Source organism: Streptomyces amritsarensis (assembly GCF_001953875.1).
Classification (GTDB): domain Bacteria; phylum Actinomycetota; class Actinomycetes; order Streptomycetales; family Streptomycetaceae; genus Streptomyces; species Streptomyces amritsarensis.
In genome coordinates this window covers 49,827-70,684 of the sequence record NZ_MQUR01000009.1, presented here as the reverse complement: position 1 = coordinate 70,684, position 20,858 = coordinate 49,827, and the positions used below count along the sequence as shown (strand labels likewise).

Genomic DNA, 20,858 nt, shown 5'->3' with positions numbered 1-20,858 from the left:
GGAGACGCACAGTGGCCGTCATGGACCGCGCCCGTACCGTTTCGCACGCCGAACCCGGCAGCACCGGCAAGAAGGGCGCCGCCGGGCTCGGCGTCCTCCTCGCCCTGCTCGCGACGGTCGTCTGGTCCGGCAGCTTCGTCGCCACCCGCGGCATGGCCGAGACCGTCCCGCCCGTCCAGGCGGTCTTCTGGCGCTGGATCATCGCCCTGCTCGCCGTCGCCCCCTTCGCCGCCCGCCAGGCCTGGCGGCAGCGCACCCTGATCCGCCGCCACCTGGGCTTCACCGCCCTCGCCTCGCTGTTCGGCGTCACCCTCTACAACACGCTCGTGCACCAGGCCGGACTGACCACAACGGCCTCCAACATGGGCATGATCATGGCCGCCTCGCCCGTCGTCATGGCGCTGTACGCCCGCCTCGGCGGCGAACGCCTGGGCGCCCGCCGCACCTTCGGGATGCTGCTCGCCGCCTTCGGTGTGCTGCTGCTCGTCGGGGACGGCTCGATCGGCTTCGACTTCGCAGCCGGAGACCTGTGGATGTTCGCCGCGGCCCTCTCCTTCGCCACGTACAGCGCCCTGCTCAAGCGCAAGCCCGCCGAACTCGGCGGGCTCGCCTTCCTGATCACCACCTTCGTGCTCGGCGCGCTGATGCTGGCCCCGGCCTACGCCGTCTCCCTCCACGTCCAAGGCGGCTTCGAGACGACGGCCGGCACGGTCGGACCGCTGCTCTACGTCGGGGTGTTCTCCTCCGCCGTCGCCTTCTTCGCCTGGAACAAGGCCGTCTCGGTCATCGGGGCGGCCCGCGCGGGAGTCGTCTACTACCTCCAGCCGGTGTGCGTGGCGGGGCTCGGCCTCCTGCTGCTGGGTGAGCCGACCGGACCCGCCCAGCTGCTCTGCATGGCGCTGATCCTCGGCGGGGTCGGGCTGGGAAGTGCCCGGCGGTAGGTTCGGCCCCATGACCGAGTGGGACATCAAGAAGCTGCGGATCCTGCGGACCCTCGCGGAACAGGGGACCGTGACCCGGGCGGCCGAGGCGCTCCACATGACGCCCTCCGCCGTGTCACAGCAGCTGACGAACCTCGCCCGGCAGCTCGGCGTGGTCCTGCTGGAGGCACAGGGCCGCCGGGTCCGCCTCACCGACGCCGCCCACCTCGTCCTGCGGCACGCGGAGGAGGTCTTCGCGCAGCTGGAGCGCGCCGACGCGGAGTTGGCGGGCTACCTCGCCGGGGACGCGGGGAAGGTACGGGTCGGCGCGTTCTCCACCGCGGTACCCGCACTGGTGGTCCCGGCGGTGGCCGCGCTGCGCACGACCCACCCCGGGGTGGAGGTCCGGGTCCGGGAGACCGAGGCCGCGGAGTCGTACGAACTCCTGGCGGCCGCGGGCGTGGACCTCGCGCTGTCGCTGGCGGCCCACGCGCCGACCGCGCGGGACCGCAGGTTCACCCGGGTCACGCTGATGGAGGACCCGCTGGACGTGGCGCTCCCGCCGGCGCACCCCCTGCGGGACGCGGCGGACCTGCGGCTGGCGGACCTGTCCGGCGACCCGTGGATCTACGGAGGCAGCGGCCCGTGGTCGCAGATCGCCCGGGGCGCGTGCGAGGCGGCCGGCTTCGTGCCCGAACAGGCCCACTCGGCGTCGGGGTGGACCGCGATCCTGGCCATGGTCGAGGCGGGCATGGGCGTGGCCCTGGTCCCGCGGATGGTGTCGAGCCGGGCCTCCGGCGTGGCGGTACGGGTGCTGGCGCGGGACCGGCCGACCCGGCACGTGATCGCGGCGGTCCGCCGCGGAGCCGAGTCCGCTCCCGCGGTGGCGCACGTCCTGACGGCCTTGCGGACCGTCGCCGCCGGGCCCTGACGGTACGCTCCCGGGGCCTCCCGGGCTCCGCCCCGGAGACCCCGTACGTGCGCTCCGCGCCCCTGCCCTCAAACGCCGGGCGGGCTGAAATTCAGCCCCTCGGCGTTTGAGGCGCGAGGTCCGGGGCGGAGCCCCGGCTACGGCGCGAGCCGTCAGGCCTGAGCGGCAGCGGCGGCGTCGGCCGCCTGGGCCTTCAGGGCGCGCTCGACGCCCGCCCGGGACTCCGACACCAGACGCCGCAGCGCGGCGTTCGGCTGGGCCGATGCCAGCCAGGCGTCCGTCGCGTCCAGGGTCTCCTGCGAGACCTGGAGCGCCGGGTACAGGCCCACCGCGATCTGCTGGGCGATCTCGTGGCTGCGGGTCTCCCAGACCTCCTTGACCGCCGCGAAGAACTTCGCGGTGTACGGGGCCAGCAGCTCGCGCTGGTCGGTCTGGACGAAGCCGCCGATCACGGCCTCCTGCACCGCGTTCGGCAGATCGCCGGACTCCACCACCGACGCCCACGCCGCGGCCTTGGCCTCCGCCGTCGGGCGGGCCGCCCGCGCCGTCGCCGCGTGGCGCTCGCCGGCCGCCGTCGCGTCCCGCTCCAGCTCCGCCGCGATGGCCGCCTCGTCGGCCACGCCCGTCGCGGCGAGCCGCTCCAGGAACGCCCACCGCAGCTCGGTGTCCACGGCCAGGCCCTCGATCTGCGCCGACCCGTCCAGCAGCGCCGACAGGTAGGTCAGCTGCCCTTCCGTGCGGGCGGTGGCCGCGAAGGCCCGCGCCCACGCCAGCTGGTGGTCGCCGGCCGGCTCCGCCGCACGCAGGTGCTCCAGGGTGGCCTCGGTCCAGGCCGCCAGGCCCTCCTCCCGCCACGCCGGGTCGGCGTACAGGTCGATGGCCAGCTTCACCTGCCGGTGCAGCGACTGGACGACGCCGATGTCGGACTCCTTGCCGATGCCCGAGAGCACCAGCGAGAGGTAGTCGCGGGTGGCGAGCTCCCCGTCACGCGTCATGTCCCAGGCCGAGGCCCAGCACAGGGCGCGCGGCAGGGACTCCGCGAAGTCGCCGATGTGCGCGGTGACCGCGGCGAGGGACTCCTCGTCCAGGCGGACCTTCGCGTACGACAGGTCGTCGTCGTTCAGCAGGAAGACCGCCGGGCGGGTGCGGCCCACCAGCTCCGGCACCGTGGTCAGCGCGCCGTCGATGTCCAGCTCGATCCGGTCGGTGCGCACGAGCGCGCCGTCCTGCAGCTCGTACAGGCCCACCGCGATGCGGTGCGGGCGCAGTGTGGACTCGCCCTTGGCGCCGGCGGGCAGCGCGGGCGCCTCCTGGCGGATGCCGAAGGCGGTGATCACACCGTTCGCGTCGGTGCTGACCTCCGGGCGCAGGACGTTGATGCCGGCCGTCTCCAGCCACGCCTTCGACCAGGCGGTCAGGTCGCGGCCCGAGGTCTCCTCCAGCGCGCCCAGCAGGTCCGACAGGCGCGTGTTGCCGAAGGCGTGCGCCTTGAAGTAGGCCTGTACGCCCTTGAAGAAGGCGTCCATGCCGACGTAGGCGACGAGCTGCTTGAGCACCGAGGCGCCCTTGGCGTACGTGATGCCGTCGAAGTTGACCATGACGTCGTCGAGGTCGCGGATGTCCGCCATGATCGGGTGCGTCGACGGCAGCTGGTCCTGCCGGTAGGCCCACGTCTTCATGGAGTTGGCGAAGGTGGTCCACGCGTGCGGCCACTTCGAGCCCTCCGCGTACGCCTGGCACGCGATCGAGGTGTAGGTGGCGAACGACTCGTTCAGCCACAGGTCGTTCCACCACTCCATGGTGACGAGGTCGCCGAACCACATGTGGGCGAGCTCGTGGAGGATGGTCTCCGCGCGCACCTCGTACGCCGCGTCCGTCACCTTCGAGCGGAAGACGTACTGGTCGCGGATGGTGACCGCACCCGCGTTCTCCATCGCGCCCGCGTTGAACTCCGGCACGAAGAGCTGGTCGTACTTGGCGAACGGGTAGTCGTAGGCGAACTTCTCCTGGAACCAGTCGAAGCCCTGCCGGGTCACGTCGAAGATCGCGTCCGCGTCGAGGAACTCGGCGAGCGAGGGACGGCAGTAGATGCCGAGCGGCACGGACTGGCCGTCCTTGCCCTCGTAGGAGCTGTGCACCGCGTGGTACGGGCCGACGATCAGCGCCGTGATGTACGAGGAGATGCGCGGGGTCGGCTCGAAACGCCAGACGTTGTCCTTGACGTCCGCGGGCGCCGGCGTCGGGGAGTTCGAGATGACCGTCCAGCCCTCGGGGGCCGTCACGGTGAACTGGAACGTGGCCTTCAGGTCGGGCTGCTCGAAGCTGGCGAAGACCCGCCGCGCGTCCGGCACCTCGAACTGGGTGTAGAGGTAGGCCTGCTGGTCGACCGGGTCGACGAAGCGGTGGAGGCCCTCACCGGTGTTGGTGTACGCGCAGTCCGCGACGACCCGCAGCTCGTTGGCCCCGGCCGCGAGGTGCGCCAGGGCGATCCGCGAGTCGCGGAAGACAGCCGCCACGTCGAGCGACTTGCCGTTGAGGACGACCTCGTGCACCGCCGGGGCGACCAGGTCGATGAAGGTCTCCGCCCCGGCCTCGGCCGACTGGAAGCGCACGGTGGTCACGGACGGGTAGGTACCGCCCTCCTGCGCACCGCTGAGATCGAGTTCGATCTCGTAGGAGTCGACGGTGAGCAGCTTCGCACGCTGCTGCGCCTCTTCACGGGTGAGGTTCGTGCCTGGCACGCGGTCATCTCCTTCGATGGTGACGTTGCCCCGACATCCTTCCATGGGGGCGACGGGCACCGCCTCGGAGTAACCCACGGGCGAACGCGAGGTCGCAAACCTGCCGGACAGGCAAGCCCCGCCCCGGCACGCTGACGGGCATGACCACCAGATACCGGGCGAGGCCCATCGAGGAGGCGGTGCTCGAGGAGCTCCGCGTGCGCGACGACGCGGGACGGGCCCCCGTCCCGTACACCGACGGGGAGGGCGGGGCACCGCTGCGGTGCTGCCTGCGCACCAGTACGGCGGGGGAGCGGATCGCGCTCGTCTCGTACGCGCCGCTGCGCCGCTGGGCGGCGTCGACCGGAGCCGATCCGGGCGCCTACGACGAGCAGGGGCCCGTCTTCGTCCACGCCGAGGCGTGCGGGGGGCCCGCGGAGGGCGGCGGGTACCCGTTCGCCCGGGCCGGGGTGCAGCGCACCGCCCGGCGCTACGACGCCCGCGGGCACATCCTCGGCGGGCGGGTCCTGGACCTCGGGGAGGATCCCGAGGGGGTGATCGACGGGGCCCTGGCCGAGGCCTTCGCCGATCCTGGGGTGGCCCTCGTGCACCTGCGCTTCGTCGAGTACGGCTGCTTCCAGTTCGAGGTGCGCCGGCCCTGACACGGAGGAAGGGCGGGCGCCGCACGGCGCCCGCCCTTCCTCCGTGCCCGGTGCGGGTCAGCCGCGCAGTTCCTCGGCCACGAGCTCCGCGATCTGGACCGCGTTCAGCGCGGCGCCCTTGCGGAGGTTGTCGTTCGACACGAACAGCGCCAGGCCGTTGTCCACCGTCTCGTCGACGCGGATGCGGCCCACGTACGAGGCGTCCTTGCCGGCGGCCTGGAGCGGGGTCGGGATCTCGGAGAGCTCCACGCCCGCGGCGTCCTTCAGCAGCTCGTAGGCGCGCTCCACGCTGATCGGGCGGTCGAAGCGGGCGTTGATCTGGAGGGAGTGCCCGGAGAAGACCGGCACGCGCACGCAGGTGCCGGAGACCTTGAGCTCCGGGATCTCGAGGATCTTGCGGGACTCGTTGCGGAGCTTCTGCTCCTCGTCGGTCTCGAAGGAGCCGTCGTCGACGATCGAGCCCGCGAGCGGGAGCACGTTGAAGGCGATCGGACGCTTGTAGACGCCCGGCTCGGGGAAGTCGACGGCGCCGCCGTCGTGGACCAGCGCGGTCGCGCCCTCGGAGACGGCCTTGACCTGGCCGTCGAGCTCGGCGACACCGGCCAGGCCGGAGCCGGAGACGGCCTGGTAGGTGGTGGCGACGAGCGAGGTCAGGCCGGCCTCGTCGTGGAGCGGGCGCAGCACCGGCATCGCGGCCATGGTGGTGCAGTTCGGGTTCGCGATGATGCCCTTGGGGCGGTTCTTGATCGCGTGCGGGTTGACCTCGGAGACGACGAGGGGGACCTCGGGGTCCTTGCGCCAGGCGGAGGAGTTGTCGATGACGACGGCGCCCTGCGAGGCGACCTTCTCGGCGAGGGCCTTCGAGGTGGCGCCGCCCGCGGAGAAGAGCACGATGTCCAGGCCGGAGTAGTCGGCGGCAGAGGCGTCCTCGATGGTGATCTCGCGGCCCTCCCACTCGATCGTCGAGCCGGCGGACCGGGCCGAGGCGAACAGGCGCAGCTCGTCCACCGGGAACTTGCGCTCGGCGAGGATGCTGCGCATGACTGCGCCGACCTGTCCGGTGGCTCCGACGATTCCGACCCTCACGGTGACTCCTTCTGCTCCGATACGACGCGGGCGCGCGTGGAGCCATCATGCGTTCGACCCCACGCGCCTTGTCCAATTTATTGTCCGAGGAACGGACGGTGTTCTGAATGCGAACACCCATGACGAGTGCATGGCGGCCGTGCCTCACGGCTCCGGAACGACCGTTTTGCCTGGTCGGGGCCGGTTGGCGTCCGGTCTGCCGTGTCCGCTGTGCGGACATGATCGACTGCTGATCGCAACATACCCCGGGAAGATCCACTGTGTGCGCCATTCGCCGCAACAGCCGTCGGAGCCGGTCCCCGCCGCTCGCGCGGCCGGTGGCGCCGGCCGGGGAACGGCCCGAGGGGGCGGTGCTCGTCAGAGCGCCGCCCCCTCGGGTCTTCCTGCGGAAGGTGCTACGGGAGGACCTTCTCGATCTGCACGCTGCCGGTGCCGGCGGCGGTGCCGCGGGCGTTGAGCAGCTCGACCTGGCCGAAGAACTGGCGGCCCTCGGGGGCCGCGCTGGTGACCAGGACGTTCGCCGAGACCTGCGCGGTGGCGCCGGTGGCGAGGTCCACCGCGGCGGCCTCGTCGACCTGGACGGAGCCCAGGGCGGCCGAGAAGAACACGTCGCGGTAGTCGTACGTGGTGGAGCCGGACGGGACCGCGTAGCCGATCACCTTGACGGTGTAGGTGCCCGCGGCCGGGTTCTTCAGGCTCACGGCCTCCTCGGAGTCGCCGTCGGCGGCGGAGCCGACCTTGATGCCGTCCTTGTAGACCTCGAGGTCGAGGTCGGCGGCGGTGTCGGACACCTTGCCGATCGCGACGTCGAGGCGGGAGGTGCCCGCGGGCACCGCGATCTCGGTGGTGTGGGTCTCACCGTCGGCGATGGTCGGCTTGGCGACCTTCGCGGAGCCGAGCGGGCCGCCCTTGAGCTTGCCGCCGGTGATGGCCGCGCCGGCGTTCTTGACGCTCCACTGGACCGGGGCCGGGGTGCCCTGCTTCACCTCGGGCAGGACCTTGACCGCGGGGTCGAAGGTCGCGCCGAGCACGGAGACGTCCAGCTTGAACGGGTTGTCCAGGACCGCAGACGTACGGCGGGCCTCGACCTCGATCTCCCAGACGCCCGGCGTCGGCTCGGGGTACGAGCGCAGGTCGGGGCGGCAGGTGTTGGCCGGGTTGTCGTAGTTCGGGTAGCAGTTGGTCGTGGCCGTCGGGTCGACCGGCACGCCGTAGGGGTGGATCGCGATGAAGCGCGTCTGGGCGCCCGCCGCGAGACCGCTGAGCGCGACCTCCAGGCTCTTGGCGCCCGGCGGCACGGTCACGAAGTACGACTTGTGCGAGTTGCGCTGCACGGTGGAGGACTGCGACAGGGAGAACGCCGGCGCGGCCAGGGGGGCGGAAGCCACGACGGTCGTCAGGATCTGCTTGTCGATGCCCTCGGTCGTCTCGTCGTCCAGCTGCAGGATGCCGCTGTGGACGCCGGCCGTCTTGGCGTTGGCCTCGACCTTGATGGTGACGGGCTTGTTCAGCGGCAGGGTGACGTAGTCGTAGCCGCCGACGACCTTGAAGGTGCCGTCGTTGTTGCGCCAGCTCAGGTCGTGCCGCGTGCCGTACTTGACGCCCGTGGTGCGGGTGACGACGACGTTGTAGACCTTCTTCTGGCCGACCTTGAGGCCGCCCTCGCGGTCGTACAGGCCGGTGCCGAAGCCCGGGGTCTTCAGGAACTGGTCGATCGCGGTGTCGACCGGCGCCTTGACGGTGAACTCGTTGGCCTTCGCGTCACGCTGGATGGACTCCCAGGCGCCGTTCACGTCGATCAGACCCGAGCCCTGCGCGTGCGCGGGGACGTTGTCGATCTTCTTGGCGGAGCTGGTGAGCGCGACCCGCAGGGAGGCCGGGGTCAGCTTGATGTTCTGCTGCTTCGCGGCCGAGATCAGCAGGGCGCTCGCGCCCGCCGCCTGCGGCGAGGCCATCGAGGTGCCCTGGAGCATGCCGTAGCCGGCCGGCAGGCTGTAGCCGGCCTCCTTCACCGGCGCGCCGGGCAGCCAGGTCTGGATGGTGTTGATGGCCGCGCCGGGGGCGCTGATGGTCGGCGTGAAGCCGCCGTCCTCACGCGGGCCGCGCGAGGAGAAGGGGAACATGTTGTACTTCGTGCTCACGCCGGAGCCGTAGTTGGCGGCCCACGTCTCCTTGGAGACCGAGGCGCCCACGGAGATGACCTTGTCCGCGAGGGCCGGGTCGCCGATCGTGTTCACACCCGGGCCGGAGTTGCCGGCCGAGATGACCAGCTGGACGCCGTAGGTGTCGACGAGGTTGCGGTAGAGCTCGGCGCGCGCGTTGTTGCCGTCGTTGAGGGCCGGCAGGCCGCCGATCGACATGTTGACGATGTCCACGCCGCGGTTGACGACGAGGTCGATCATGCCCTCGGTCAGCGCGATGTTGGTGCAGCCGCCGGACCAGGAGCAGGCACGCGAGGAGACGAGCTTGGCGCCGGGCGCCTCGCCGTTCATCTGGCCGCCGAAGAGGCTGTTGGCGGCGGTGATGCCGGCGACGTGCGTGCCGTGCTCGGACTCGATGATGCCGATGTTGACGAAGTCGGCCTTCTTGCCGACCCAGTCCCCGCCGAGCGGGTCCATCGGGACGTCCTTGCGGATCTCGATCACGAACGGGATGCGCTCGGCGACCTCGGTCGCCGGGTTGTCCGTGCCGAAGTAGCCGATCTGGTAGCCGTCCTTGTACGGCTTCATCGGCTCGTTGTTCGTGAAGTCGCCGTCCTGGTCGGTGTCCACGCGGACGGTGCCGGCGGCGGCGTCGTACAGCATGCCGAACCGGTCGGTGGTGTCCCCGTCCCGGTTGACGTCGCCCGCCATGTCGCCGGTGGCGGTGATCGACTCGCTGAACCGGCTCCACTGGAAGCTGCCCTCGGGCGCCTTCCAGCTCTGGCCGCCGGCGGTGAAGGAGCCGCCGGCGGAGGTGACCGGGGTGATCTGGGCGCGCCAGGTCCCGTCGTTGTCGGTGATCGGGTCGGTGGCCGTCACCCAGTCGACGATCTTGCGCTCGCCGGTGGTGGTCTTCTGCAGGGCCGGGTGGCCGAGGTCGACACCCGAGTCCATGATGCCGATGGTCACGCCGCGGCCGTCGGCCTGCGGGTTCTGCGCGACGAAGTCGACCGCGCCCGTCTCGAAGGAGGGGTTGTACGGGTTCTTCGCCGGGGTGTTCTTGTCCGGCGCGGCGTACGTCTCGGCCGCGGTCTTCTTGACCGTGCCGGTCTCCCGGCCGGCGTCCGGCCGCGGGTCCGGCAGCTGGATCTCGTGGCGCAGGTCGATGCCGTGGACCGAGGACAGCTTGGCGGCCGCCTTCAGCGCGGCCTCCGCCTGACCGGTCGGCAGCGTGGCGCGCACGTAGCCGAGGTTGTCGTAGGTCCGGCCGACCGAGGCGCCCTGGACGGAGTCCAGCTGGTCGGCGACCTGCTTGGTCTGGCCGGGGGCGGTCGCGACCATGACGGTGACGTTCGCGTCACCCTTGGCCTTGGCCTCCTGGAGGAGCTCGACGTCGGCCGAACCGAGCTTCTGGTCGGCGGACTTGACCGCCGGCGAGGTGCCCGGGGTGTCGGCGCCGGTCGCCGCGAACGCGGGCACGGCGCCGCCCGCCACAAGGGCGGCGACCAGGCCTGCCGCGGCCGCGACGCGCACGGCGCGTCTGGCCCCGGGTATGGAGCTGGGGGATTCGAGGGTCATCAGCATCCCTGGTAAGTGAAAGATACGGTCCGGATTTCGGTGCCGGATGACCGGTCAGCTTTGCGCAACCGACCGCTCTTTGGGGAGGGATGTCATCGACCGAGACCTACCGTGGCGGACACTCGCCAGTGCGGTGTTTCCGCCAGTGAGGCCGTATCAGGGCACAGTGGTGCGAACCACAGGGGCTGAAGAGTTGATTTATCGACTTGGTGGCCCCAAGTCGATACCGGGGCGGGGGTATCCGCCGGTTCGGGTGTGACAGATTTCGAGCGATCAGCGCTCGCGCGTGCGCGCGTAGTGGCGGGAGGCTTTCGCCCGGTTTCCGCAGGCGGACATCGAGCACCAGCGCCGCGTCCCGTTGCGCGAGGTGTCGTGGAAGTGCAGGACGCAGGTCTCCGAGGCGCACTTGCGGATCCGGTCGGGCGCGGAGCCCAGCAGGTCCAGGTAGTCGCGGGCGGCGGTCCAGGCCGGCCCCCAGGCCGGGTCGGCGAACTCGGCGCGCTCGCCCGGCCCTTCGGCGGTCAGCGTGGCGCGGATGCGGCCGTGCTCCAGCACGGCGTCGACCAGTGCCCGGGCGCTCTCGTCGGCCGGGTCCGCCACCGCGCGGGCCAGCGCCTCGCGCGCGGTCATCAGGTGGACCAGGGTCGGGGCGTCGGCCCGGAACCGGTCCGCCAGCCCGGTGGACTCCAGCCAGACCGCGAGCCCTTCGACCCGGCTCAGGCCGAACGCGCCGGCGAAGAGGTCGACGGGCTCGCCCTCCTGTACCCAGCGGGTGTTCAGCAGGTCGAGGGCGATCGGCTCCCCGGTCAGGGGCCGTGGGTCCGCCGTCGTCATGTCTGTCTCCTCGCTCGCTAACCCCTCAAGAGTACGTGAGCGGTTGACGCTCCCCGCCCTAACCCTTAAAGTGAATTTAGAAGGTTAGAAATCCTTGATCGGCCACTGGGGAAGGACCCGTCATGACCACCGTCGTCAGCAAGCTCCGCACCGGGCACGTCGGCCTGAACGTCACCGACCTGGAGCGCTCGCTCGCCTTCTACCGGGACGCCCTCGACTTCCAGGTGCTGGGGGAGGGCAAGGAGGAGGACCGCCGCTTCGCCTTCCTCGGCCGGGACGGCGAGCTCGTGCTCACGCTCTGGCAGCAGGCGGACGGCGCCTTCGCCCCGGCCGCGGCCGGGCTGCACCACCTGGCGTTCTCGGCCGGCGCCGTCGAGGAGGTGCGCGCCTACGAGGAGCGGCTGCGCGGCCTGGGCGTCGCGTTCGCCTACGAGGGCGTCGTCGCGCACGGCGAGGGCGCGGCCTCCGGCGGCATCTTCTTCCACGACCCCGACGGCACCCGCCTGGAGATCTCCGTACCGACCGGTGCCGAGGATGCCCCCGCCCCCACCACAGGGGCGCCGACCTGCGGGTTCTTCTAATGAGCAGCGTCTACCACTGGGGGTCGCTGGCGGTGCAGGAACGGGTCGGCGTGCGTGGGCCTGCCGAGCACGTCGGCCGCTCGATCGGCACGGGCATCCGCGACGTCGCCGCGGCCTTCCTGGAGCTCCAGCCGCACCTGGTCGTCGGGGCCGCCGACGGCGCCGGCCGGATGTGGGCCTCGTGGCTCACCGGGCCGCCCGGCTTCGTGCGGGCCACCGGCCCGCGCCGGATCTCCGTCGCCGGCGGTCCGCCCGCGGGCGATCCGCTCGCCGAGGCACTGGCCACGGCCGGGACCCGGGTCGGGACCATCGCGCTCGACCCGCGCACCCGGCGCCGGATGCGGCTGAACGGAACCCTCGCCGCGACCGCGCGGGGCTTCGCCGTCGAGGCCGAGCAGGTCTTCGCCAACTGCCCGAAGTACCTGCAGAAGCGGCAGCCGCTGGAGGTGGTCGCGGAGGGGGCCGGTGTGGTGCGCCGCGGGGACGCGCTCACCCCCGGCCAGGTGCGCGCCGTACGCGGCGCCGACACCTTCTTCATCGCCACCACGGCGGAGGCGGACGGGGTCGACGCCAGCCACCGCGGCGGCCTGCCCGGCTTCGTGGAGGTGCTCTCCCCGGTCGAACTGGCCTGGCCCGACTATGCGGGGAACGCGATGTTCCTGACCCTGGGGAACCTGACGGCCGACCCGCGGGCCGGGCTGCTCTTCCCGGACTGGGAGAACGGGTCCGTCCTCCAGCTCAGCGGCCGGGCCCGGACGGAGTTCGCTCCCGACGGCGGCCGCCGCACCCTCTTCCGGGTGGAGTCGGTGGTGGAAGCCGTGCATCCGGGGCGGCTGCTGTGGAGCACCCCGGAGTTCTCCCCTCACCTCGGGAGCACCACCAGGTAGGCGGCGGGCTCGCGGTCGCCGGAAGCCGTCAGGGCGGTCCGGATGACCGCGGCCTGCTGCTCGGGCCAGTCGCGGAGCTTGCGCGGGGTGATGTGGACGACGGTCACCCCGAGCCGCTCCAGGGTCTCGCGCTTGCGCACGCACTCGGACCACTCCTCGTCCTCCCCCTGGCGCGGGGCGCGCGTGTCGATCTCCACGGCCACGGCGTGCTCGGGCCAGTACGCGTCGACCCCGCCGAGGTGCGGGCCGCCGGGGATCCGCAGGTCCGCGTTCCAGACGGGGTCGGGGAGTTCGTAGCCGCGTACGACCTGGTAGAGCCGGTCCTCGGCGATGGCCCGGCCCTCCGCGAGGAGGGACTCGACGGCGTCCACCACGTGCGCCCGGTTCAGCAGCCGGGCCACCGTCAGCTCCCGTACGACGGCGGCCGGTTCGCAGTGCCCGCTGCGGACGGCCTCGCTCAGCAGCCGGCGCACGGTGCCGGCGTCGGAGAGCTGGGCGACGGCGTCGGCGACGGCCCGCGCGACGGGCGCCACGGGCAGCCCGGTGACCTCCTGGGACCGGGGCGCGGTGTGTGCGCGCACGATCCGCACGTCGCCGGTGGACCGCAGCCGCCGGGTGCCCGGCACCAGGACGTCGATGTGCGAGAGGGCGAGCAGCGGGGGCGCGGAGGCGAAGCGGTACAGGGCCAGCGCCGCCAGCCCGGTGATCATGGCCTCGCCCGCGCCGCGCCGTCCCGCGTACAGCAGCGCGGCGTGCAGTCGCTCCTCGCTGGTCGCCGGTCCGGCGTGCAGCAGGAACACGCCGGGCAGGATCTGCTGCCAGGGCCGCTCGGCGGCCTCGGAGGCGCTCACGCCGTGCTCGCGCAGCTGTGCGAGGGTCAGCACGCGGGGACGGTTGCCGGTGAGGTGGGCGAGGGGGAGGGGTGCGTTGTGGTTCATGACGCGGTGATTCCCTCAGGCCATGGCCTTGCTAACCCCTGTTACACGCCCGTCGGCAAATCCGGACAAGCTGGGGCTAAAGTACGGGCGTTCGACTGCCGATGGGGTGCGCCCGTACGGGGGACCGGTCCGGGGCCTCGGCCCCGGACCGGTCCTCGAACGCCGGACGGGCCGGCAGATCCAGCCTCGCCGGCGTTCGCGGCGCGGGGCCCGGGGCCGAGGCCCCCGGCAGCGGCGCCGCCGGTCAGCTGCCCGCCGCGGCGTCGCAGGCCTGCGCGCGCAGGGCCCGGGCCAGGTCGTCGCGGGACTCAAGCACCAGGCGGCGCAGCGCAGGGGCGGCGTCCTCGTGCCCGGCCAGCCAGGCGTCGGTGGCGTCCAGCGTCGCGGCGTCACCCTGGAGCGAGGGGTAGAGGCCCTTGACGATGTCCATCGCGATCTGGATCGACCGGTCCGACCACACCCGCTCGATCACCTCGAAGTAGCGCCCCGCGTGGGCCGCCAGCAGGCCCCGCTGCGAGGACTGCTGCATGCCCGCGATCGTCGCCTCCACCAGCGCGTTCGACAGCGCGTCCGACTCGACGACCGCCGCCCACGCCTGGTCCTTCACCGCCTGTGAGGGCCGCGCCGCCAGGCACCGCACCTGGTGCCGCTTGCCCGACGCCGTGTCGTCGCGGGCCAGTTCGGCGGTGAGGACGGCCTCGTCCACCGCCCCGTGCGCGGCCAGCGGCAGCAGGAGGTCCCACCGCAGCTCCTGGTCCACGTCCAGGCCGTCGATCCGCGCCGACCCCTCCAGCAGCCCCAGCAGCAGCTGGAAGTCGCCCTCGCTCGCCGCGCACGCCGCGAAGAACCGCGCCCAGGTCAGCTGGTGCTCCGACCCCGGCTGCGCCGCCCGCAGTTCGTGCAGCGCGCCCGCCGCCAGGTCCCGGCCGCTCTGCTCGCGCCGCTCCGGCGCCGCGTAGTGGGTGACCGCGGCCTGCGCCTGCGCGTGCAGCTGCTGCAGGACGCCGACGTCCGTCTCCCGGCCCGCGTGCGCCAGCACCAGCGAGAGGAAGTCGCGCGCCGGCATCAGGCCGTCCCGCGTCAGGTTCCACAGCGCCGACCAGCTCAGCGCCCGCGCCAGCGGATCCGTCAGGTCGCCCAGGTGCGCGCGCAGCGTGGCCAGCGAACCCTCGTCGAAGCGGATCTTGCAGTAGGTGAGGTCCTCGTCGTTGACCAGGACCAGGTCGGGCCGGTCCTGCCCGGCCAGCTCCGCGACCACCGAGCGGGAGCCGGAGACGTCCGCCTCGGCCCGGGCGTAGCGGACCAGCGCGCCGTCCGGCTCCAGCCGGTACAGGCCGACGCCGACCCGGTGCGGGCGCAGTTCGTCGCCCTCCTGGAGGACCGCGAGCTCGGTGATCCGGCCCGCGGCGTCGTAGGTCACCAGCGGGGTCAGCGCGTTCACGCCCGCCGTCTGCAGCCAGGCCCGCGACCACTCGGTCATGTCCCGTCCGGACACCTCGCCGAGCACCGACAGCAGGTCGTCGAGGGTGGTGTTCCCGTACGCGTTGGCCTTGAAGTAGCGGCGGGCGCCCTCCAGGAACGCCTCCCGGCCGACGTAGGCGACCAGCTGCTTGAGCACCGCCGCGCCCTTGGCGTAGGTGATGCCGTCGAAGTTCAGCTTCGCGTCCTCCAGGTCACGGATGTCGGCCGTGATCGGGTGCGTGGACGGCAGCTGGTCGGCGCGGTAGGCCCACGCCTTGCGGTTGTTGGCGAAGGTCACCCACGCCTGGTCGAAGCGGGTGGCCTCGACGAGCCCGAAGGAGCCCATGAAGTCCGCGAAGGACTCCTTCAACCACAGGTCGTCCCACCACTTCATGGTGACCAGGTCACCGAACCACATGTGCGCCATCTCGTGGAGGATCACGTTCGCGCGCCGCTCGTACGAGGCCTGCGTGACCTTGCCGCGGAAGATGTACTCCTCCCGGAAGGTCACCATCCCCGGGTTCTCCATGGCGCCCAGGTTGTACTCCGGCACGAAGGCCTGGTCGTACTTCCCGAAGGGGTAGGGGTAGTCGAAGATCTCGTGGAAGAGGTCGAAGCCCTGCTTGGTGACGAGGAAGACGTCGTCCGCGTCGAAGTGCTTGGCGAGCCCCTTGCGGCACATCGCGCCCAGCGGGATGGTCAGGTCCCCGCGGGTGTAGGTGTCCGTCACATAGTGGTACGGACCGGCCACCACGCAGGTGATGTACGTGGAGATCGGCGCGGTCTGCGCGAAGCGGCGGGTCTGCCCCTCGCGGGACTCCTCGGCGCCGTTGCTCCACACCTGCCAGCCCTCGGGCGCGGTCACCTCGAAGCGGTAGGGCGCCTTCAGGTCCGGCTGCTCGAAGTTGGCGTACACCCGGCGGGCGTCGGCCGGCTCGTACTGCGTGTAGAGGTAGACCTCGCCGTCCTCCGGGTCCACGAAGCGGTGCAGGCCCTCGCCCGTCCGGCTGTACGCGCAGTTCGCGTCCACGACCAGGACGTTCTCGGAGGCCAGGTCGTCCAGGGCGATCCGGGCCCCGTCGAAGACGGCGGCCACGTCCAGCGTGCGCCCGTTCAGGGTGACGGAGTTCACCGAGGGGGCGATCAGGTCCGCGAAGGTGGCACTGCCGGGGGCCGCGGCCCGGAAGCGGATCGTCGTCACCGAGCGGAAGGTCCGCGGGCCCTCGGCCGGCTCGGCCTCGTCCACCGCCGACCTGATGTCGAGGACGACCTCGTACCCGTCGACGGACAGCAGCTCGGCCCGCTCGCGGGCCTCATCGCGGGACAGATTCTCTCCGGGCACCTGCACTCCTTCGTGCGTGATCGCGTTCTTGGTCGAATCCTCGCACGAGGGGAATGCGTGCGAGGGCGTCCTGGTTGGCGACGGAGGACATGCGCCGTTGATGCCTTTTTCCGCCTGAGACCGACACAGAGGAGAGACATGACCGAGACCCAGGTGCGCGAGAAGACCCCGGTCGACTTCTGGTTCGACCCGCTCTGCCCTTGGGCCTGGATGACGTCCCGTTGGATGCTGGAGGTCGAGAAGGTCCGCGACGTCGAGGTGCGCTGGCACGTGATGAGCCTCGCCGTCCTCAACGAGAACAAGCTCGACGAGCTGCCCGAGGTGTACCGCGAGCTCCTCGGCCCCAAGGGCTGGGCTCCCGTGCGCGTGGTCATAGCGGCCCAGCAGAAGCACGGCGACGAGGTCACCGGCAAGCTCTACACCGCGCTCGGCACCCGCATCCACAACGAGGACAAGGGAGCCACCCGCGAGGTGATCGCCGAGGCACTGGCCGAGGTCGGCCTGCCGGCGGAGCTGCTCGCCTACGCCGACTCCGACGAGTACGACGAGGTGCTGCGGGCGTCGCACAACAACGGCATCGACCGCGTGGGCCAGGAGGTCGGCACCCCGGTGATCTCCGTTCCGGGCGCCGGCGGCGAGGGCGACGTCGCCTTCTTCGGCCCGGTCGTCACCCCGACCCCGCGCGGCGAGGCCGCGGCCCGGCTGTGGGACGGCACCCTGCTCGTGGCCTCCACCCCCGGCTTCTACGAGATCAAGCGGAGCCGCACGAAGGGCCCGTCCTTCGAGTAGCCCGTACGGCCGCACGACACAGGAGACCCCCGTGAGTCACGTCCTCACGGGGGTCTCCTGCTGGACACGCCCGCCGGTGAAGGGTGAGAAGACGATCACGAGGCGGACGGGCTCGGGGGTGCGATCAGCCCTTGGCGGGGATCAGCAGCGGGGTGTTCGCCTTGGCGTCGGCGTAGCGCTTGGAGACGTCCTGCCAGTTGACGACGTTCCACATCGCCTCGATGAAGTCCACCTTCTGGTTCTTGTACTGCAGGTAGAAGGCGTGCTCCCAGGCGTCGAAGACCAGGATCGGGGTGCTGGCCACGCCCACGTTGCCCTGGTGGTCGTAGACCTGCTCGACGACCAGGCGGCCGCTGACCGGCTCGTACGCGAGGACGCCCCAGCCGGAGCCCTGGGTGGCGGAGGACGCGAAGGTCAGCTGCTTCTTGAACTTGGCGAACGAGCCGAAGGACTCGGTGATCGCGTCGGCCAGGTCGCCGAGGCCGTCGGCCGCGGTGGGCTCGCCGCCGCCCTCGCCGGTCTTCGGGCTGGCCATGTTGTGCCAGTAGATGCTGTGCAGGATGTGGCCGGAGAGGTGGAACGCGAGGTTCTTCTCCAGGCCGCCCAGCGCACCCCAGTTCTCCTTGTCGCGCGCCTCCGCCAGTTGCTCCAGCGTGTTGTTGGCGCCCGTGACGTAGGCCGCGTGGTGCTTGTCGTGGTGCAGCTCGATGATCTGCGGGTTGATCACCGGCTCCAGCGCCGCGTAGTCGTACGGAAGCTCAGGAAGCGTGTAGATGGCCATGCGTGTTATCCGGTCCCCTCGGCGTGCCAATCGCTAATTGCAATTAATGCGCAACTGCACGCTAGCAGCATCTATTCCGCCTCACACGTAAGGGTTGCCTCTGTACAACGCAGGTGGGCCCCGTGCGTTCGCACGGGGCCCACCTGCGGTCGAGGGGCTGTCAGGCGGCGGCGGCCGCCCGGCGCTGCACCACGTATCCGGTCACGGCGAGGGCGGCGGTCAGGCCGCCGGTGAAGATCACCTGCACCCGGGTGTCCTCACCCAGCGCCATCAGGACCAGGACCCCGGCCACCCCGGCGAGCGCCACCCACGTCAGGTACGGGAAGCACCACATCCGCACGACGAGCTTCTCGGGGGCCTCGCGCTCCAGCCTGCGGCGCAGCGCGAACTGCGAGACGGCGATGAAGCCCCAGACCACGAGGATGACGCCGCCGACCATGTTCAGCAGCCAGGCGAACAGGGTGTCCGGGTACCAGTACGACAGCAGCACGGTGACGAAGCCGAAGCCGGAGGAGGCGAGCACCGCCCGGCGCGGCACGGCGCCGGTGACCCGGCCCAGCGCCTTGGGGCCCTGGCCGCGGGAGACCAGGGAGTAGGCCATGCGCGAGGAGCCGTAGATGTTGGCGTTCATCGCGGACAGCAGGGCGATGAGGATGACCACGTTCATGATCTCGCCGGCCGCCGGGATGCCCAGGTGGTCCAGGGTGGCCGCGTACGGGCCGTTCTCCGTGACCTTCGGGTCGTTCCACGGCAGCAGCGTGACGATGACGAGCATCGACCCGACGTAGACGACGGCGATGCGCCACATCGTCGTCTTCACGGCCCGGGCCACGCCCTTGACGGGGTTCTCCGACTCGGCGGCGGCGATGGTGACCGTCTCCAGCCCGCCGTAGGCGACGACCGAGGCCAGCAGGCCGACCAGCAGGCCGTCCACACCGTTCGGGAGGAAGCCGCCGTCGTGGAGCAGGTTGGCGGTGCCGGGGGCGCCGGTGCCGGGCAGCAGGTCGAGGACGGCCAGCACGCCGAGGCCCAGGAAGAGGGCGATGGCGCCGATCTTGAGGGCGGAGAACCAGAACTCGAACTCGCCGAAGTGCGAGACGGCCGCCAGGTTGGACCCGCAGAACAGCGCCATGAAGACCAGCACCCACATCCAGGACGGGGTACCCGGGAACCAGCCCGTCATGATGTGCGCCGCGCCGATGGCCTCGATGGCCACGCCCACGCACAGCAGCGTCCAGAACATCCAGCCGGCGGTGAACCCCGCCCACGGGCCGATCGCCCGCTCCGCGTGCACCGAGAAGGAGCCGGACGCGGGGTTGGCGGCGGACATCTCGCCGAGCATCCGCATCACGAACATCACGAGCAGTCCGGACGCGGCGTAGGCGAGCACGATCGAGGGTCCCGCCGCGGCGATGCCGGCCCCGGAGCCGACGAAGAGTCCGGCGCCGATGACACCGCCGAGGGCGATCATCGAGAGGTGGCGCTGCTTGAGTCCGTTGCCGAGCGGGGAACCAGCCTCGGTCCGCGGCGGCTCGGGAGGTGCGACGGTGCTGCTGTGGCTCATGGGTGGGTGCCTGTCAGGTGCGGGGGTGGAGCGGGCCCCAGTGTGCCGAGTGTCCGATCATCGGACGCGCTTCGTCCGATATTCGGACACCTGCTTCACGGAAGGTGATCACGCCGTACGGGCCGGGGGACGGCAGGACCCCCCGTGCCGCGCGGGCACGAGGGGTCCTGGTCCGGGGGAGCGGCCCGCCGGGGCCGGTTCAGCCGGCCTTCCGCTCCCGCTGCTGCCGCCGCTCCCGCAGCTCGCGGACGCCCGCCACGGCGAGGACCAGCAGGGCCGCACCCGTCGACCACAGCAGCTGCGGGCGGGCCGAGTCGTCGAACAGCATCAGCACCAGGACCGCCGCCATCCCGGCCAGCGCGGCCCAGGTGGCGTACGGGAACAGCCACATCGGCAGGACCAGCCGCTCGGGCATGTCCCGCTCGATCCGGCGGCGCAGCCTCAGCTGCGAGACCGCGATCAGCGCCCACACGAACAGCAGCACCGCGCCGACCGCGTTGAGCATGTAGAGGAAGATCGTGTCCGGCCACAGCAGGTTGAGCACCACCGACACGAAGCCGAAGGCCACCGACGCGAACACCGCCCGGCGCGGCACGCCGCCGCCCGAGACCTTCAGCAGCGACTTCGGCGCCTCCTCGCGCTCGGCCAGCGAGAAGATCATGCGAGAGGAGCCGTACAGGTTCGCGTTGAGCGCCGAGAGCAGGGCCACGAACACCACGATGTTCATGATCTGGCCGGCCCCCGGGATGCCGATGGAGTCCAGGACGGCGACGTACGGGCTCTGCCCCGGCTCCAGCGAGTCCCATGGCAGCAGGGTCACGATGACCACCATCGAGCCGACGTAGAAGAAGAGGATGCGCCACACGGCGCTGCGGACCGCGCGGGAGACCGACCGGGCCGGGTCGTCGGACTCTGCGGCCGCGATCGTGACGACCTCCAGGCCGCCGAAGGCGAAGATGACGGCGAGCATGCCGGCGACCACGCCGCCGAAGCCCTCGGGGAAGAAGCCGCCGTGGCCGGTCAGGTTGGCCATGCCGACCGGATCCGTGTCCGGGAGCACGCCGAGGATCGCGAGGGTGCCGAGGATCAGGAAGAGCACGATCGCGCCGACCTTGAGCGCGGCGAACCAGAACTCGAACTCGCCGAAGTTCTTCACCGCGGCCAGGTTGCTCACGGTGAAGACCACCATGAAGAGCAGCACCCAGATCCACTGGTCGACCGAGGGCACCCAGCCGTTCGCGATCTTCGCGGCGCCGGTGGCCTCCACCGCGAGCACCACGACCAGCAGGAACCAGTACAGCCAGCCCGCCGAGAAGCCGGCCCAGCGGCCGAGCGCCCGCTCCGCGTAGACGGAGAACGAGCCGGAGGCGGGCATCGCGGCCGACATCTCGCCCAGCGCGCGCATCACCAGCATCGCGAGGACACCGGCGAGGAGGTACGAGCAGATGATCGCGGGACCGGCGATGCCGATGCCCGCGCCGGAGCCGACGAAGAGGCCGGCGCCGATCACGCCGCCGAGCCCCAGCATGGTCAGGTGGCGCTGTTTGAGGCTGTGGCTGAGGGGTTCGGAGGGCAGGTCGCCCGTCGTGGGAGGTGCGTCTTGCAGGCGCTCACGCATGAGGGGTGCTCGTACTCTCGTTCGG

At 71.6% G+C, this 20,858-nt stretch carries 15 protein-coding genes; 6 read left to right on the top strand and 9 right to left on the bottom strand.

Annotation, left to right across the window (positions count from 1 at the left end; translation table 11 throughout):
- The first annotated feature begins 20 nt into the window (after positions 1-20).
- Positions 21-941, top strand: a complete 921-nt coding sequence (locus AVW11_RS06465; protein WP_060178125.1) for a DMT family transporter — start codon at positions 21-23, stop codon at positions 939-941.
- Positions 942-951: 10 nt separating this feature from the next.
- Positions 952-1,851: a LysR family transcriptional regulator gene (locus tag AVW11_RS06460; protein WP_030840683.1), complete on the top strand. Its 900-nt coding sequence runs from the start codon at positions 952-954 to the stop codon at positions 1,849-1,851.
- Positions 1,852-2,003: 152 nt separating this feature from the next.
- On the opposite strand, the gene pepN (AVW11_RS06455) is transcribed toward AVW11_RS06460, so the two are convergent.
- Positions 2,004-4,592 (bottom strand): aminopeptidase N, encoded by a 2,589-nt coding sequence (gene pepN / locus AVW11_RS06455; protein ID WP_030840686.1) that lies wholly within the window; start codon positions 4,590-4,592, stop codon positions 2,004-2,006.
- A gap of 140 nt (positions 4,593-4,732) precedes the next feature.
- On the opposite strand from pepN (AVW11_RS06455), the gene AVW11_RS06450 reads away from it, so the two are divergent.
- Positions 4,733-5,233 carry a DUF1203 domain-containing protein gene (locus AVW11_RS06450; RefSeq protein ID WP_060177972.1) on the top strand — a complete coding sequence of 167 codons (501 nt, stop codon included), beginning with the start codon at positions 4,733-4,735 and terminating at the stop codon, positions 5,231-5,233.
- A gap of 57 nt (positions 5,234-5,290) precedes the next feature.
- On the opposite strand, the gene AVW11_RS06445 is transcribed toward AVW11_RS06450, so the two are convergent.
- The 3 genes from AVW11_RS06445 to AVW11_RS06435 form a co-directional block, all read right to left on the bottom strand.
- Complete coding sequence (locus tag AVW11_RS06445; protein WP_030840693.1) at positions 5,291-6,319, bottom strand: aspartate-semialdehyde dehydrogenase; 1,029 nt, start codon at positions 6,317-6,319, stop codon at positions 5,291-5,293.
- A gap of 395 nt (positions 6,320-6,714) precedes the next feature.
- Positions 6,715-10,038 carry a S8 family serine peptidase gene (locus AVW11_RS06440; RefSeq protein ID WP_060178126.1) on the bottom strand — a complete coding sequence of 1,108 codons (3,324 nt, stop codon included), beginning with the start codon at positions 10,036-10,038 and terminating at the stop codon, positions 6,715-6,717.
- A gap of 273 nt (positions 10,039-10,311) precedes the next feature.
- Positions 10,312-10,872: a CGNR zinc finger domain-containing protein gene (locus AVW11_RS06435; RefSeq protein ID WP_060177973.1), complete on the bottom strand. Its 561-nt coding sequence runs from the start codon at positions 10,870-10,872 to the stop codon at positions 10,312-10,314.
- A gap of 122 nt (positions 10,873-10,994) precedes the next feature.
- Here AVW11_RS06435 and AVW11_RS06430 point away from each other — a divergent pair, with 122 nt between their 5' ends.
- Positions 10,995-11,453: a VOC family protein gene (locus AVW11_RS06430; RefSeq protein WP_030840702.1), complete on the top strand. Its 459-nt coding sequence runs from the start codon at positions 10,995-10,997 to the stop codon at positions 11,451-11,453.
- Entirely contained in the window at positions 11,453-12,340 is an 888-nt protein-coding gene (locus AVW11_RS06425) for a pyridoxamine 5'-phosphate oxidase family protein (RefSeq protein ID WP_030840703.1), read from the top strand. Before AVW11_RS06430 ends, AVW11_RS06425 begins: the two co-directional genes overlap by 1 nt.
- On the opposite strand, the gene AVW11_RS06420 is transcribed toward AVW11_RS06425, so the two are convergent.
- Together AVW11_RS06420 and pepN (AVW11_RS06415) are read right to left on the bottom strand one after the other, a co-directional pair.
- Positions 12,316-13,278, bottom strand: coding sequence for a hypothetical protein (locus tag AVW11_RS06420; RefSeq protein ID WP_030840706.1), 963 nt, complete (start codon positions 13,276-13,278; stop codon positions 12,316-12,318). The genes AVW11_RS06425 and AVW11_RS06420 overlap by 25 nt on opposite strands.
- 244 nt (positions 13,279-13,522) lie before the next feature.
- The gene (gene pepN, locus AVW11_RS06415; protein ID WP_076043481.1) at positions 13,523-16,081 is read right to left on the bottom strand and encodes an aminopeptidase N; all 2,559 of its coding nucleotides are present in this window, start codon (positions 16,079-16,081) and stop codon (positions 13,523-13,525) included.
- 138 nt (positions 16,082-16,219) lie between these two features.
- Between pepN (AVW11_RS06415) and AVW11_RS06410 the strand changes: the two genes are divergently transcribed.
- Positions 16,220-16,870: a mycothiol-dependent nitroreductase Rv2466c family protein gene (locus AVW11_RS06410; protein ID WP_030840711.1), complete on the top strand. Its 651-nt coding sequence runs from the start codon at positions 16,220-16,222 to the stop codon at positions 16,868-16,870.
- A gap of 124 nt (positions 16,871-16,994) precedes the next feature.
- Here the strand turns inward: AVW11_RS06410 and AVW11_RS06405 are convergent, their stop codons facing one another.
- From AVW11_RS06405 to AVW11_RS06395, 3 genes are all read right to left on the bottom strand, one after another.
- Positions 16,995-17,651, bottom strand: a complete 657-nt coding sequence (locus AVW11_RS06405; protein WP_030840714.1) for a superoxide dismutase — start codon at positions 17,649-17,651, stop codon at positions 16,995-16,997.
- A 160-nt stretch (positions 17,652-17,811) separates the two neighbouring features.
- Positions 17,812-19,215 carry an amino acid permease gene (locus AVW11_RS06400; RefSeq protein ID WP_076043480.1) on the bottom strand — a complete coding sequence of 468 codons (1,404 nt, stop codon included), beginning with the start codon at positions 19,213-19,215 and terminating at the stop codon, positions 17,812-17,814.
- Positions 19,216-19,414: 199 nt separating this feature from the next.
- Positions 19,415-20,833 (bottom strand): amino acid permease, encoded by a 1,419-nt coding sequence (locus tag AVW11_RS06395; RefSeq protein ID WP_060177978.1) that lies wholly within the window; start codon positions 20,831-20,833, stop codon positions 19,415-19,417.
- Between the last annotated feature and the right edge of the window lie 25 nt (positions 20,834-20,858).